Raw genomic sequence first — 14926 nt, forward strand, 5'->3', positions numbered from 1 at the left:
ATTATTTAGCTACTTGGAGCGCGCTTCGTTGCGGATCTTCCGCAACCTATGCATGATGTCGGTATTTTCGCGACCGAAGTAGTCGTGCAGTTCCCGGTAAGTCTCGTACAGAGGTCGGTAGGCCTCAACGTTTTCGGGAATCGGCTTGTACTTGGCCTCGATCTTCTTGCCCATTGCAGCGGCAGCCTCGTACACGTCCTCGTAGGCACCGGCCGCAACCGCGGCGAAAATGGCCGAGCCCAACGCGCCCGCCTGCTCCGTTGCGGAAATAGAAATCGGCAGCCCGGTCACGTCTGCGTAACCCTGCGTGTAAATCGGGTTCTTCAGCAGCCCACCGGCAATGACGACCTCCTTGATCTCAACCCCGTGCTCCACGAAGTTGTCAATGATCGTCTTGCCGCCAAAGATGGACGCCTCGATCAGGGCGCGGTAGATGTCCTCGGGCTGGGTGGACAGTGTCTTGCCCAGCACCATGCCAGCCAACCTGGGGTCAGACAGGATCGAACGGTTGCCGTTGTGCCAGTCCAATGCCACTAGGCCGTGCTCGCCGATATTCTGCTCCATCGCCTTCTGCGTAAGCAAGTCGTGTACGTTGATGCCCTTTTCGTCGGCCTCTTCGTAGTAGCGCAGGGGCACGAAGGTGTCCTTGAACCACCCAAAGATGTCCCCAACGGCCGTCTGTCCGGCCTCGTACCCCCATTTGCCTGGGCAAATACCGCCATCGACGGTGCCGAAAACGCCCGGCACAAAGTGGAAGTCCTTATCCGAAACGAGCAGCACCGAAGACGTGCCGGCGATGATGGTCATGACGCCGTCTTCAATCGCATTCACACCGAGGGCGTGCGCGTGCGCATCGATGGAACCAGCCACGACGGTGGTTCCCACCTTCAGCCCGGTCCACTCTGCGGCCTCTTCACTTAGGCCGGCAACAGGCTCTGCCAGCTGCACGATCGGGGCGGACATCTTCTGTTCGTACACATCGCCGAAACCTTCTGCCAGGGCCTCCAAGTATTCGGTGGAGGGGTATTCGCCGTCCTGGTAGATGCGCTTGTAACCGGAAGGTCCAGCCGACTGCTTGTGCACGCCGGTAAGACGCCAGTTGATCCAGTCCATCGCGTCGGTAATCGCGCCTGTGGCCTTGTAGACCTCGGGCGCCTTCTCGAATACTTCCAGCGCCTTCGGTAGCAGTAGTTCGGAGGAGATGATCCCGCCGTAGCGGGCCAGCCACTTCTCCTGCCTCTCAGCAGCTAGCGACTGGATGCGGTCCGCCTGCTCCGCCGCCCCGTGATGCTTCCACAACTTCACGTACGCGTGCGGGTTGTTGCGGAATTGCTCAATCTCGCTCATCGGGGTGCCGTCCTCGGCAGCGAAGACGACTGAGGCAGAAGTGGTATCAACGCCAAGGGCGATCACTTCGGAGGCACTGACTCCGGCCTCCTGCAACGCGGCGGGCACAGTTTCCTTGATCGCCCTGATGTAGTCGCTCGCATTCTGCAAAGCGAAATCGGCGGGCAATTCCTGCCCATCGGCGCAGCTCAGAGTCTTATCCATGACAGCGGACTCGTATGCGTGCACGGCGGTACCTAACGTTTTGCCGTCCGAAACACGCACCACTGCGGCACGCGCGGATAGAGTGCCGAAGTCTATCCCGATTGTGTAGGAATGTTCCTTATCCATTTCCATCCTTAGTTGTCTTCATTGACAGGGTGACGGTGCTGCCCCCAGAATCCTTCAGGGCTGAACAGGTGCTCGATAACCGAATCCAGGGCACCCAGATCCACCAGCACGTCAAACACGGTGTAACGAGGACGGATCATCTGCGCCTGAATATGGGTCTTCCGGAAGCGATCCCAGTCGATCTTGATTTGCTCGGGGTGGTAGGGAGCGCCCGCTGCCTTCAGATCTTCAATTGCCTGTTCAGGCGAAATAATCTGCTTCGAGCAGGACTCACGAATATCTGCCCAGTTGTCCTTTAGCGTCTGCAAGCGCTCGCGGAGTGCGTCGCCCTCTAGGTACTTGCTAAGGGTGTGCTTTACAGCCACGTCTTCGATCTTGTCGATGATGTATTCGCGGACGCGCGCTTCGACCTCTTCCTTGGGGCGGGTGGCGGCAACAACCTTCTCGATGTCCAGGTTGTCGATATCCATGGCCAAAAATTCCTGCCACAGGGCCAGCGAGGCAACGGTGCCGATGCCTACCTTCATGCCGTGAGAAAGTGGCGGCTCCCAATCTAGTCCGTGTCCTTCCATCTCCCAGGTGTGGCTGAACTGGTGGCCTGCGCCGGAGGCGGGGCGCGAAGAGGAAAGAGCCTGCATGGCTAGACCGGACATGATGTTGCCCTTTGCAAGTCCCGCAATAGCGGCGGGGTTACCCGATCCAAGTTCGGCCGGATTGGACAGTGCCTCGCGCAGCGGCCCCTGCACTAGGGACCAGGTGTAGTCGTCAATCGCCTCTACGCCCAGGCGGTCGGCAAGGATCCAGTCAGCGCCGGCAGGAATCTTTTCTAGCAGGTCGCCGTAGCCGGTAGCGGTAAGACGCGCCGGAGCGTTGGCAATAACTTTCAGGTCGGCAATAAGGCCGGCGGGAGCGGGGCATTCGCGGGTGATCTTGAAACCGTCGCGAGTGATGGCAGCCCCGTATGCGGCGTAGCCGTCCACCGAGGCGGCGGTGCACACGTTCATGTACGGGCGTTTCAGTTCGCCGCTGGCCAGTTTCGAAATGTCGTTCAGAGTGCCCGAAGCGATGGAGCAGATGACCGTGTCATCTAGACCCTTGAGGTGTTCACGTACCTTCGAAACATTGTCGTAATCGGCGTAGACAGTGGGTTTGCCGGGGAAGATCATGCGGTCGATGATCTGCACGCCAGCTTCTTCCAGCGAGGCAACTACTTCTTCGCCGGCAGCACCGAAAGTGTTTTCGTCGGCTACCAGTAGGGCCTTTTTGTCACCGAAGAGGTCCTTGAACATCTTCCCGGTCTGATCCAGGACGTCCTCGCCAATAACTATGGCCTTGGTGTCCTTGGCGGTAGACAGAGCTTTTTGAATCAGGTCTTCTGCCATCTTGTTCAGTCTCCTTTGTCTAAACGGGTCAGTGAGTTGTCCGTCTCATTCATAATCGTACCTACTGTTAAAAATAACAATATCCGTGCGCATAGTGTCAGGACTATGCGACCGAGCGCACCTTTGTGCATGGGTGAATCCAGGAAATAGGAGGGCGAGCCTGCCCCCTTCGCGCGACGTGCCGCCCAATCGCGCGGTTGCAGCGGATATAGCGCGGCAAGGGCAAAGCTTCTTATTTCTATGGTGAGAAATATGACTATTGCGACCAGAATGCCGAATGTAGAGGCGTGTAGGCGCATATCTAGCTACGAGGGCCGCAAGTAGACATGGTTGTCTGTGACGTAATACCTGGGTCATAAGTCCTATTCGGCGCAAAAATAAATATAACACCGCAGGTGGCAGGCTAGATGGTGGAAGGTGTTGCCGCCACGCCTTGCTCTCTTACTTATTTCGCTGCTGGAAATAACGGACCCACTAATTACCGGGACGAAAAGAAGGGTGCGCAATCTGCGGTTAGACCAGCTTTAAAGTGCACTCCTGATTTTTATTGAAAAAACTGCGCGAATTTCTCTTCCCTGCCATGGCTATACGGGTAAATGTTACTAACTACCGCTTGGTAGAAATTATTTTTCATGCCCACAGGTTGCACATCCGTGCAACCGAGGGTGGGCAAAAATGCGGCCGCGTTCTTTCGCTCTCATAAATAAACCCAGTACAAACCAGGTTTGCAGTGGCCGACGCCATCTTTCGCATGTAGGGACGAAGGGGTAAGAGCCCAAAAAAATCTCGTGGTTGAATTTCACTCAAGCGGAGGAATATCAGGTCCTAATAACCGAACTGTTGGTTAGGCCCGATGCAAAGTCGCTCACTAGGGTCAGCTTTAGAGAATAGGAAAAATATGGCTAAGTCCGTAATAGGAGAGAAGAGTGTGAAGGATCTGTCCCGCCTTCACCGCATCTTTCTTTTAGTGCTCGTTTCAATGGGCAGCTCGATTATTTACACGCCCGCTTACTTGAAGAACGTCTTCTACGATCCGCTAATCAAGGCGTTGCACGCTTCTAACGCGCAGATCGGGCAGCTGCTGGCGGCTTACGCCCTCACCGCAACTATCTGCTACCTTCCTTCCGGCATCGTGGCCGATAAGGTTCGCGTACGCACCCTGTCCTGGGTCGGTTTTGTTGGCACCGCAGCCCTGACCTTCGTGTACGCCTTCCTGCCCTCCATCGCAGTGCTGTACATAGTGTTTGTGGGAATGGGCATCACCTCCATCCTGATTTGGTGGGGTGTGCGCTTCAAGCTCGTGCGCCTGATCTCGGAAGAAAACGAATACTCGCGTAATATCGGCATCTCCTACGGACTGTACGGCGCCGCCGGCCTGGTAGTCGGCCTCGTCATCCTGTGGATCGTCGAATCCCTGTTTGCAGGCAACACTGTCGGTGGTGTGCGCGCAATGCTCATCTTCCTTGGCGTAATCATTGGCCTGCTTGGCGTACTGTCCTACATGTTCATCCCGAAGTTTGAGGGCGAAATTGATCCCACCAAGTCCTCCTTCGACTTCGGCGAAGTACTGGACGCGCTGAAGAACCCTGTCGTGTGGCTAGCCGCAGGCTGCATGTTCTTCGTCTACTTCTACTACACCGGTATCAACTACACGACCCCGTACTTCAAGGACGTAATGGGCGCCTCTCTTGGCGTGGTGTCCTTCGTGTCGATCGTGCGTACTTACGGCGTCACCCTCCTGTCTGGCCCCATCTTCGGCACCATCGCCGAAAAGGTGGGTTCGCCCTCGAAGGTTATCGTCGGCGGCTCCGTGGTCGCGGTTGCCGGCCTTGTTGCCTTCACCGTTCTGCCCGCAAAGCCGGCGTCGGCATTTGTTGCTGCGGGCATCATGATCGTCCTCGGTTTCCTGGCAAACGGCGTGTTCGGCGTCGTCTCTTCCCAGCTAACCGAAGGTAAAGTGCCGCTAACCATCTTCGGTACGGCAACTGGGTTGCTTTCGGTCATCGGCTTCCTACCTGACTCCTTCTCATCCATCTGGTTCGGAGCGATGATCGACGCCCAGGGTAACGATGCCTACCACGGGATCTTCCTGATCCTGGCTGGTGCGGCCGTTATTGCCGCCCTGTTCGCGGTGGCCTTGCTGGTCTACGTGTCGCGCAACAAGGCGAAGCTAGAAAACGCACAGCAGGAGGCCGCCGAGGCCGTTGCCGAGAATGTCGAAGAGGCCGTAAATGCCTAACAAGGTGAACGTTCCCGCCCTCTGGTCTGAACAGACGGGCCAGGTTGTGGCGAAGCAGAAAGAACTGGCTTCCGGTGCCTTTGACACCAACCAGTCTCTATCTGACCTGCGCAGCGCATACGAAACAGAGCGGGCATTCTGGAACGAGGGCGGCCCCGAAATGGCCAGCCAGCGCCAGTACAGCGTGCCCACTGCGTACGGCGAAGTTCCGGTTACTGTCTTCTACCCTGCCGAGGGCGTGCTGCCGATCATAGTGTTCGCGCACGGCGGCGGTTTCACGGTCGGTTCGGTGAACACGCACAACCGGATTGCTCGCACTCTGGCAAGCCTGACCGGCGCGGCCGTAGTCTCGGTTGACTACACGCTGTCCCCGGAGGCGCACTACCCGCAGCCTGTCGAGGAAATTGTGGCTGTGGTGCAGGATCTGCGTGCCCGTGGGGCCGAATTGGATTTGGATCCGTCCTCGATCTCTTTCGCTGGGGATTCGGGCGGGGCCAACTTGGTTGCCGGCACGTACCTGCATTTGCGCGAGGTCGAAAAGGACGTTTCGGGTCTAGGCGTGAATCTGTTCTTCTACGGCTACTTCGGGCTTGACGATTCCATTTCCGCCCGCCTGCTGGGTGGCGAATGGGACGGTCTTACCGAGGCTGACATCGACTACTACTGGGGCCAGTACCTGGGCGAGGAACCGGCTGAAGATCAGCGGTTCTTCAAGATCGTCAACAACGAACTGGCCGACGGCTTCCTGCCTTCTTACATTGCCGCAGCCGATCTGGATCCGCTTCGGGACAACTCTGAACTGTTGTTCAAGATCCTCACCAATGCCGGCATTGCAGCCGAATTTAACCCGGTTCCCGGTGTCATCCACGGCTTCTTGCATAACTCCCGCCTGCTTGACGCGGCAGGGGAGTGCATGGAGGCCGCAGCAAAGTTTTACAACAAGCACGCACACAACAACTAGAAAGAAAGAACATGGATTTTTCGCTCACTGATGAACAGCAACTCATGGTTGACGGGTTCACCGAACTGATGAATTCCCGCAACTGGGAGACCTACTTCCACGAATGCGACGAAAAGCATGAATACCCCGAAGAATGGGTAAAGGCCATCTGTGACCTGGGCTTTGACCGCATCCTGCTGCCGGAAGAATATGACGGCTTCGGCGCAGACTGGACCACCCTGTGCGCTGCTTACGAAGCTCTAGGTCGCGCCGGTGGCCCGACCTACATCCTGTACCAGCTGCCCGGCTGGGACACGGTCCTGCGTGAAGGCACCGAGAAGCAGAAGGAAACCATCCTGTCCTTTGTCGGTTCCGGCAAGCAGATGCTGAACTACGCAATGACCGAGCCGTCCGCAGGTTCGTCGTGGGATGACATGCGCACCACCTACACCCGCAAGAACGGCAAGGTGTACCTGAACGGCCACAAGACCTTCCAGACCTCCGCCATGAAGGTCCCCTACATGGTCGTCATGGCCCGCAACAGCGAAGACATGTCGGTTTACACCGAATGGTTCGTTGACATGTCCAAGGAAGGCGTCACCCGCGAACCGCTGCAGAAGCTGGGCCTGCGCATGGACTCCTGTGCAGAGGTTTACTTCGACAACGTAGAGCTGGAAGAAGAAGACCTGTTCGGCACCGAGGGCAACGCCTTCATGCGTGGCGTCAAGGACTTCGATCTGGAGCGTTACCTGGTGGCTCTGACCAACTACGGCCAGGCCTACTGCGCTTTCGAGGACGCAGCCAAGTACGCGAACCAGCGCATCCAGGGTGGCCAGGCAATTGCCCGTCACCAGCTGATCCAGCAGAAGTTCGCAGACATGAAGGTTGCTCTGACCAACATGCGCAACATGCTTTACGAAATTGCTTGGAAGCAGGAAAACGGTCTGCTGGGCCGCGGCGACTGCTCCATGGCTAAGTACTACTGCTCGCACGCCTCCTTCGAGGTCGTCGACTCGGCCCTGCAGGTTCTGGCAGGCGTCGGCATCACCGGCGAACACCGCGTCCAGCGTTTCTACCGCGACCTGCGCGTAGACCGCGTCTCCGGTGGCACCGACGAAATGATGATCCTGACCGCCGGCCGCGCAGCACTGCGCGATTACCGCTAAGGAGCCAGCCATGTTGCCAACTGAAAAACCATCATTTGGCCCCCTAGATGACGTCAAAGTCATCTTCTCGGCTGTAGAAATCGCTGCTCCGACCGCCGCCGGCCTGATGGCCGAATGGGGTGCAGACGTCACCTGGATGGAAAACATCTGGTCGGGCGACTCCATGCGCGACACCAAGTGGGTAAAGGAAATGGAACGCCGCAACATGCGCTCTATCTCCATCCACCCGTTCAGCGACGAAGGTAAGGAAGCACTGCTAGGCCTCGTCAAGGACGCGGACATCTTCATCGAATCGTCCAAGGGCCCGGTGTGGGCACGCAAGGGCATCACCGATGAGGTGCTGTGGGAGGTCAACCCCGACCTGGTAATCGTGCACGTCTCTGGCTTCGGCCAGGACGGCGATCCGGAACGGGTCAACTCGGCTGCCTACGACCTGACCGTTGCCGCCTACGCGGGCATCATCGCCCAGAACGGCACTCAGGAACAGCCGATGAACATTGCCCCCTACTCGGTGGACTACTTCAACTCGCTAATGGTTGTTTCGTCCTCGCTAGCCGCACTACACAAGGCGCGCGCTACCGGCCAGGGCGAAAGCATCGACCTGGCAATGTACGAAACCATGATGCGCATCGGGTCCTACTACCTGATGGACTACATGAACGAGGGCATTGTCTGGCCGCGTCCGGGTAACCGCCACCAGAACCTGTGCGCCATCGGCGAATGGGAATGCAAGGACGGCTACATCGGGCTGTGCGTCTACGGCGTACCGCAGAATAAGTACCTGCTCGAAACCATCGGCCTGGGCGAGTTGTGGGGCACTGAGGACTACCCAGAGGACACCTCGGCTCTGTGGCTGAACGGGCCTAAGGCCGACCTGATCCAGCAGAAGCTGACCGAATACCTGAAGACGCAGTACAAGAAGGACGTGGAGCGCGACTTCACCGCCCACAAGATTGCGGCGCAAGTTGTCAACGAGTTCGAAGAGGTTGTCAAGGAAGAGCACATGTACCAGCGTGGCGTCTTCACCGAATGGGAAAACGAAGATGGCCAGAAGATCAAGGGCATCGGCGTCTTCCCGAAGTTCAAGAACAACCCGGGCAGGCAGTGGCGTCCCATGCCGAAGCTGGGCGAAGACACTCGTTACCTGCTTGAACGGGCTGGTTTCAGCGAAGAAAAGATCAATGAATTCAAGGAATCTGGCAAGCTCAAGTTTGCCGAGTAAGGAGAGTGCGGGGTCTCCCGCGCAGGTGAAATAATGTTTCAAACTGGCGATGGAACTACGGTGCGTAGCCTTGTGGAATACCAGGCACAAACACATCCGGAGCAGGTCTTCCTAATTTTTGAGGACTGCGACGCGGACGTGCGGCGGGTATACACCTACGCCCAGTTCCATCGCCTCTCCAACAAGGCGGCCAATCTGTTCCTTGAAAGGGGGGTCCGCCGGGGGGATCGGGTAGCTGTCCAGCTAACCAACTCCCCCGAATGTCTGGAGGCCCTGGTGGGCCTCGCCAAGATAGGGGCGATCTACGTGCCCCTGAATTCCTCCTACACCACCGCAGAGTGCGCCTACATTATGAAGGCGTGCGACGTTTCCCTTCTGCTTACTCAGCCGTCCCTCTACCAGATGCCGGGCATGGACGAATTGATCGAGGACGTGCTGGTAGTTGACGGTTCGCCCTCGGGATATGAGGCCTTGCGGGATGCGCAGTCGGAGGAACTGGCTAGTGAGCACGAACCGGTAAGTGCGGATGTCGTGGAAATTATGTTCACTTCGGGGACTACCTCCACGCCTAAGGGAGTAATGCTCACTAACGCCAACATGATCTTCTCGGGTCTGTACGTGAACTGGCAGCTGGCCATGAATCACGAAGACCGCTACATGACTTCCATGTGCGCTTCGCACGTGAATTTCCAACTTTCTGCTCTGCTGCCAGTGCTGACGGTGGGAGCAACCCTGATTTTGGCATCCCGCTATTCGGCTACGCGTTTTTGGAACCAGGTGCGCCGAAATGATGCGACTTTGGTGCAGTCGATGGCGATGATGGTGCGCACTATGATGCGCCAACCGGTTGCCGAGGGCGAACGCGATCATCGGGTCCGCCAGGTGCACTATTTCCTCCCTATATCTAGGAAGGAAAAGGCCGCTTTTGAGGAGCGCTTCGGCGTGACGCTGCTGAACAACTACGGTTCTACCGAATCACTGGTGGGGGTCATAACCGACTACCCGTACGGACCGCGCAAGTGGCCTTCGATTGGGCGAGTAGGCCCGGGCTACCAGGTGCGCATTGTCGATGCCGAGGGCGAAGATGTTCCTCCTGGCGAATGCGGGGAAATTCTGGTGCGGGGCCGGAAGGGTTATTCGCTGATGGCCGGCTACTGGAAGGATCCGGAAGCAACCGCTGCGGCGATTGACCAGGACGGCTGGTATCACACGGGTGATTTTGGTTCCTGCGACCAGGATGGGTGGTTCTATTTTGCTGACCGCCACATCGATCTGATCAAGCGCGGTGGCGAAAACATTTCCACTACCGAAGTGGAAAACATTCTCGAAGAAATGCCGGGAATTGCAGAAGCGGCAGTAGTGGGAGTGCCCGATCCGGTGCGCGACCAGGCCGTGAAAGCGGTACTTGTACTGACTCCCGGGTCGAACATTACCGAGGCCGAAATTTCGGCCTATGCGGCGGCCAATCTGGCCTCGTTCAAAGTTCCTTCCGTAATCGAGTTCCGCAAGGCTTTGCCGCGTGGAGCCTACGGAAAACTCCTGAAGCATCTATTGGTGCCAAGTAACTAAAAGAAAGGAATGCCATGGCTATTAACACTGATATGGTCGGGCAAACATTTGGTCCCTTCACTCGCGACTACACGTTCCGTGATCTGGAACTGTTCGCCCTTGGGTGCGGTGCGGGTATCGACGGCAAAGACGGCCTCGAATACATCAACGAAAAGGATCCGCAGAACCCGCAACTGAAGGTGCTGCCCATGTTCGGCGCAATGCTGATCGTAGACAGCGAAGTCACTCGTACGATCGACTACGGCTACAACTACGCAGGGTCGCTGCACTGGGGCTTTGACATCAAGTTCCACCAGCCCATCACCAAGATGTCCGATCACCTAGAGACCAAGGTGAAGCTTGAGGGCCTGTACGACCGTGGCGAAGGCCGCGGGCTGCTAGCACAGCACATTGGCGACACCTACGATTCGGATGGCAACCTGCTGTTCACCAACGAATCCTGGGACTGCCTGATTTATGACGGCGGCTGGGGTGGCCCCAAGCCTCCGAAGGATCTGGTGGACATGCCCGATCGCGAACCCGATTACGAAATTAGCGAGCGCATTCCAGAGAACCAGGCGCTAATCTACCGCCTGTCCGGGGACTACCACCCGCAGCACATCGACTGGGATTACGCCGCCAAGAACGGTGAGCCCCGTCCGATTCTGCACGCTATTTCTTACGCGGGCGTCGTCATGCGCCACGCCATCAACCAGTTTGTGCCGGGCGAGCCCGAGCGCATTACTCGTTTCAAGACCCGTATCACCTCTCCGGTCCACCCTGGCACCGTCCTGAAGACCCAGCTGTGGAAGGTGGGCGAGGGCGAGCTGCGCTTCCGCCTAGTTGACGAAGATTTCGAAAAGACAGGCGCGAAACCGCACCTGAACTGGGGCATCATCGAATACCGGTAAATCCAAATTAGTCACGACTAAAGAGGGGGACACGCATGGCGAAAGAGGCAGTATTACTGGATGATCTGGGAGTTACTCCCTTCTTGCGGCGTGTCACCCTCTTCTCGTCGGGCGGCCCCTTTCTAGAGGGGTACGTCCTCGGCGTCGTCGGCATCGCTATGGTGAAGATGGTGCCCGACTTGCATCTAACAGACTCGCAGGTCGGGGCGATCGGGACGATCGCCCTGGCCGGTCTGTTTGTCGGGGCCATCCTTGGCGGGTGGGCGACCGATAAACTGGGGCGTCGCAAAATGTTCGTCATCGACGTACTAGCAATTGCCGCCCTTTCGATTGGGAACTTATTTGTGCACGATGCGATCCAACTGATCGCCGTACGCTTCCTGATCGGAGTTGCGATCGGAGCGGATTACCCGATAGCCACCTCAATGATTGCCGAGTTCACCCCACGGCGGTATCGAGCAATATCGATGGGCTTTATTGCGGCCGTGTGGTACGTGGGCGCAAACGTGTCTTACCTGGTCGGATACCTGGTGCTTGAATGGCGTAACGGATGGCGGTGGGCACTGGCGTCCTCGCTAATTCCGTGCATAATCATTTTGGTAGGCCGCTGGTCGATCCCAGAATCGCCCAGGTGGCTGTACTCGAAGGGGCGCAAAGAGGAAGCCGATCAGATTCTGCACGACATTTTCGACCATTGGGTGGTACTCGAGGAGGAACCCTCCGAGCGCACCCGCTTTGGCGAAATTTTCAAGGGCGTGTATCTAAAACGCATCCTTTTCGTGGGCTTTATCTGGCTGTGTCAGGCAATCCCAATGTTTGCCATCTACACCTACGGTCCCCAGATCATGGGAGCCTTCGGATTCGATTCTGGCAGGGGCATCCTGATTGGCGAATCGATAGTGGGAACCTTCTTCTTGCTGGGTACGATCCCCGCGATGTTCCTTGCTGAATGGCTGGGCCGGCGCCCCCTAATTATCTATTCGTTTTTGCTGATGACAGCTGCTATGGCCGTGTTGGGTTGGTATAAGGGTGCGCCTATTGCCGTCGTCATTGCTTGCTTTGGTATCTATGCGATCTGTTCCGGTGGCCCCGGAAACCTGCAATGGCTCTATCCAAACGAACTGTTCCCAACCCAAGTGCGCGCGTCTGCCATGGGAGTGGCAATGGCTTTCTCTCGAATCGGCACGGTCTTTTCGATCTATTTGCTTCCGGGACTTATCAGTACCCGGGGCATTGAGGCCGTTATGCTGATGGGCGCCGGCATATCCGCGCTTGGGGCCCTAGTGTCGATACTGTTTGCCCCCGAAACAAAGGGGCTCACTCTGGCGGCAGCCAGCTCCGTCGAGAGAAGGTAATGATGTACCGCATTGAAAAGCATGTTGTAAGTTCTTACGAAACTAATTGCTATTTCTTAATTAGTGAAAATGAAACGCTAATTATTGATCCGGGCGATAACGCAAATCTGCTTCTACATAAGTTGCAGGGGAGGAATCCGGTCGGCATTGTGGTTACGCACTGCCACTCAGACCACATCAGCGCAATAAACGAGCTGGTAGAGGCCTATTCTATACCGGTAATGGTCGGCGAGGACGACGTTGCCGGGGTGGCTGATCCGCACCTGTCAGGATCCGACGACGACGGCACTTTCTACAAGGTTGATGTTCCATGCACCGGTCTTCGCGAGGGCGAAGTGATCCAGTGGGGCGATGCCACTTTGCAGGTGTTGTCAACGCCGGGGCACACCCCCGGTTCTATCTGTCTGTTGGATACCGAAAATAGCATCATATTTACTGGTGATACGCTATTTGCGGGCTCTGTAGGAAGAACCGATTTTGTGCGGGGAGACGCGGCCGCGATGCGGCAGACTTGCAAGCGGCTGGCAGGGCTTAATCCCGCCCTTTCGGTACTGCCGGGGCACGGTCCCGCCACGACCATGGAGGTCGAACAACGCTTGAATCCCTTCCTAAGCTCTTTTACCTACTGAAATAAAGCGTCGAATCTTCCTCTAGAAAACCATATTAACGGTGCAAAATTGGCCTCTCACCTGCAGAAACTATTTCTAATATTTCCACAAAGAAATAAAAAGAAATTGTGATTTTTAGGGAGAAAGTCCTATTAAAAATAGACACTGCTGCGGTTGGATTGTGGGTAGCAAACAAATGCGTATTCACTATTCCTGGAGGAGGAATATTAGATGACTGTTGCGGTTGCGTATAAATATGCGGCAAACCCCCAGGACGCTAACGTCCGTTCTGATGGGTCCGTCGATTGGTCTCGCGCCAAGGCTGCCGTCTCCGACTACGATCCCGTAGCCGTTGAGGTCGGTCGCAAGCTGGCAGAAGCCGCCGGGGCAGAACTGGTTGGCATCTCTGTTGGTGGCAAGAACCTGTCTTCGTCCATGGCAAAGAAGAACGCCATGTCCAAGGGCCTCGATCGTGGCCTAATCCTTTCCGACGAAGCCACCACTTCGTGGAACAGCGCAAAGATTGCTTCCGCCCTGGCCGAACTGGCCAAGCAGGCAGAGGCTGAAGTTGTTCTGACTGGTGACTCCTCCATCGACGAGGGCGTCGGCGTCATGAGTGCATTGGTTGCAGGCTACCTAGGCTGGCCATGCTTCCAGGAAGTCGTCTCGATTACCCCGGCCGACGGCGGTTACGAAATCGTCCAGGCTGTTGGCGGCGGCACTCGCACCCTGACCGTGAGCGGCAACGTGGTTGTCTCTGTGGCCACCGACGCAGCTCCCGTGAAGGTGCCTTCCATGAAGGACATTCTGGCTGCAGGCAAGAAGCCCGTCGAGGTTGTTGCTGCTGACGCAGTTTCTGCAGCACCCGTCGAGGTCGAAGTTACCGGCACCGAGAAGCCGGCTGTTAAGGACCGCAAGAACCAGGTCTACACCGGTGAAGAAGCTGTCGCCGAACTTGTTGGAGCACTGCGCTCCGAGGGCGTTCTGTAAGGGAAGGATTTAGTCAAAAATGGCAAACGCATGGGTTATCGCGGCGGAATCTCACGTCGCAAAGCTGATCGAACTCGGTAAGGCTGCCGCCGGCTCCGTCACCGTCGTCACCGTGGGTGACGTCAAGGTTGCGGGCGCGGACAAGGTCCTGAACGTCGCCCTCGCCGAGGGCGTCCCCGCAGAAGCTGCAGCTCCCGCAGTGGCAGAAGCAATCACCGCAGAAGCTGGCGACGTTGTGCTCGCTGCTTCCCGCCCGGTCGAAAAGGTGCTGGCTGGCGCCGTTGCTGCCAAGCTGAACGCTCCGCTGCTCACCTCCCCGCTGGAAATTGGGGCTTGCCAGGCGAAGCTGTCGCGCTTCGGCGGCATCTCGACCGAAACCGTCACCTACTCCGGCGTGGCCGTGTTCATCGCCGAAGGTGGAGCCGACGCTGCTGGCGATGCCGCAGCTGAAGAGGTCGCCTTCTCCGGCTACGACGCCAAGGTCACCGCAGTGGCAGAATCTTCGGCAGCTCAGGCAAACCTGGGCGACGCCCGCAAGATCGTCTCCGTCGGCCGTGGCTTCAAGGCAGAAGAAGACCTGCAGCTCGCCCGCGATCTGGCAGGCGCGCTCGGAGCAGAAATTGCTTGCTCGCGTCCGGTTGCTGAAGGTTCCGGCTGGCTAAGCCGCGACCGCTACGTTGGCGTGTCCGGCCAGTCCGTCTCGCCAGACCTGTACCTGGCAGTCGGCATTTCCGGCCAGATCCAGCACACCGCTGGTATGGATAGCTCCAAGCTCGTTGTTGCGATCAACTCCGACAAGGACGCTCCTATTTTCGCAAAGGCAGATTACGGAATCGTCGGCGACCTCTACGAAGTGTTGCCGGCCCTAACTGAGGCAGTTCGATAAAT

General features: G+C 57.3%; 12 protein-coding genes. 10 read left to right on the top strand and 2 right to left on the bottom strand.

What is annotated here, in order from left to right; all coding sequences use genetic code 11:
- Positions 1-9: 9 nt before the first annotated feature.
- Both AC1EKG_RS08370 and AC1EKG_RS08375 read right to left on the bottom strand, forming a co-directional pair.
- Entirely contained in the window at positions 10-1677 is a 1668-nt protein-coding gene (locus AC1EKG_RS08370) for a ribulokinase (RefSeq protein WP_004807772.1), read from the bottom strand.
- Positions 1678-1685: 8 nt separating this feature from the next.
- The gene (locus tag AC1EKG_RS08375) at positions 1686-3059 is read right to left on the bottom strand and encodes a sn-glycerol-1-phosphate dehydrogenase (RefSeq protein ID WP_004807770.1); all 1374 of its coding nucleotides are present in this window, start codon (positions 3057-3059) and stop codon (positions 1686-1688) included.
- 898 nt (positions 3060-3957) lie between these two features.
- On the opposite strand from AC1EKG_RS08375, the gene AC1EKG_RS08380 reads away from it, so the two are divergent.
- From AC1EKG_RS08380 to AC1EKG_RS08425, 10 genes are all read left to right on the top strand, one after another.
- Positions 3958-5298, top strand: coding sequence for an MFS transporter (locus tag AC1EKG_RS08380; RefSeq protein WP_048706399.1), 1341 nt, complete (start codon positions 3958-3960; stop codon positions 5296-5298).
- Positions 5291-6259, top strand: coding sequence for an alpha/beta hydrolase fold domain-containing protein (locus tag AC1EKG_RS08385; protein WP_004807765.1), 969 nt, complete (start codon positions 5291-5293; stop codon positions 6257-6259). The genes AC1EKG_RS08380 and AC1EKG_RS08385 overlap by 8 nt, the downstream gene beginning before the upstream one ends.
- Positions 6260-6270: 11 nt before the next feature.
- Entirely contained in the window at positions 6271-7404 is a 1134-nt protein-coding gene (gene caiA / locus AC1EKG_RS08390) for a crotonobetainyl-CoA dehydrogenase (RefSeq protein ID WP_004807763.1), read from the top strand.
- A 10-nt stretch (positions 7405-7414) separates the two neighbouring features.
- Positions 7415-8626 (top strand): L-carnitine CoA-transferase, encoded by a 1212-nt coding sequence (gene caiB / locus AC1EKG_RS08395; RefSeq protein WP_004807760.1) that lies wholly within the window; start codon positions 7415-7417, stop codon positions 8624-8626.
- 33 nt (positions 8627-8659) lie between these two features.
- A complete protein-coding gene (locus AC1EKG_RS08400; protein ID WP_004807758.1) occupies positions 8660-10195 on the top strand; it encodes an AMP-binding protein in 1536 nt (511 codons plus the stop codon).
- Between the two features lie 14 nt (positions 10196-10209).
- Positions 10210-11085 carry a MaoC/PaaZ C-terminal domain-containing protein gene (locus AC1EKG_RS08405; RefSeq protein ID WP_004807757.1) on the top strand — a complete coding sequence of 292 codons (876 nt, stop codon included), beginning with the start codon at positions 10210-10212 and terminating at the stop codon, positions 11083-11085.
- Between the two features lie 35 nt (positions 11086-11120).
- The gene (locus AC1EKG_RS08410) at positions 11121-12440 is read left to right on the top strand and encodes an MFS transporter (protein WP_004807755.1); all 1320 of its coding nucleotides are present in this window, start codon (positions 11121-11123) and stop codon (positions 12438-12440) included.
- Positions 12440-13069, top strand: a complete 630-nt coding sequence (locus AC1EKG_RS08415) for an MBL fold metallo-hydrolase (protein ID WP_231288203.1) — start codon at positions 12440-12442, stop codon at positions 13067-13069. The genes AC1EKG_RS08410 and AC1EKG_RS08415 overlap by 1 nt, the downstream gene beginning before the upstream one ends.
- Before the next feature lie 210 nt (positions 13070-13279).
- Positions 13280-14038 (top strand): electron transfer flavoprotein subunit beta/FixA family protein, encoded by a 759-nt coding sequence (locus tag AC1EKG_RS08420; RefSeq protein ID WP_048706394.1) that lies wholly within the window; start codon positions 13280-13282, stop codon positions 14036-14038.
- A gap of 19 nt (positions 14039-14057) precedes the next feature.
- Positions 14058-14924: an electron transfer flavoprotein subunit alpha/FixB family protein gene (locus AC1EKG_RS08425; RefSeq protein WP_048706389.1), complete on the top strand. Its 867-nt coding sequence runs from the start codon at positions 14058-14060 to the stop codon at positions 14922-14924.
- Positions 14925-14926 lie beyond the last annotated feature (2 nt).

Source organism: Winkia sp. C0117E2, from assembly GCF_056590455.1.

Excerpts from the sequence above, each read along its gene's own strand:
- AC1EKG_RS08375 (WP_004807770.1), bottom strand. The coding sequence starts at position 3,059 with ATGGCAGAAGACCTGATTCAAAAAGCTCTGTCTACCGCCAAGGACACC.
- AC1EKG_RS08425 (WP_048706389.1), top strand. The coding sequence starts at position 14,058 with ATGGCAAACGCATGGGTTATCGCGGCGGAATCTCACGTCGCAAAGCTG.
- AC1EKG_RS08370 (WP_004807772.1), bottom strand. The coding sequence starts at position 1,677 with ATGGATAAGGAACATTCCTACACAATCGGGATAGACTTCGGCACTCTA.
- caiA (WP_004807763.1), top strand. The coding sequence starts at position 6,271 with ATGGATTTTTCGCTCACTGATGAACAGCAACTCATGGTTGACGGGTTC.
- AC1EKG_RS08405 (WP_004807757.1), top strand. The coding sequence starts at position 10,210 with ATGGCTATTAACACTGATATGGTCGGGCAAACATTTGGTCCCTTCACT.
- AC1EKG_RS08415 (WP_231288203.1), top strand. The coding sequence starts at position 12,440 with ATGATGTACCGCATTGAAAAGCATGTTGTAAGTTCTTACGAAACTAAT.
- AC1EKG_RS08410 (WP_004807755.1), top strand. The coding sequence starts at position 11,121 with ATGGCGAAAGAGGCAGTATTACTGGATGATCTGGGAGTTACTCCCTTC.
- AC1EKG_RS08400 (WP_004807758.1), top strand. The coding sequence starts at position 8,660 with ATGTTTCAAACTGGCGATGGAACTACGGTGCGTAGCCTTGTGGAATAC.
- caiB (WP_004807760.1), top strand. The coding sequence starts at position 7,415 with ATGTTGCCAACTGAAAAACCATCATTTGGCCCCCTAGATGACGTCAAA.
- AC1EKG_RS08385 (WP_004807765.1), top strand. The coding sequence starts at position 5,291 with ATGCCTAACAAGGTGAACGTTCCCGCCCTCTGGTCTGAACAGACGGGC.
- AC1EKG_RS08380 (WP_048706399.1), top strand. The coding sequence starts at position 3,958 with ATGGCTAAGTCCGTAATAGGAGAGAAGAGTGTGAAGGATCTGTCCCGC.
- AC1EKG_RS08420 (WP_048706394.1), top strand. The coding sequence starts at position 13,280 with ATGACTGTTGCGGTTGCGTATAAATATGCGGCAAACCCCCAGGACGCT.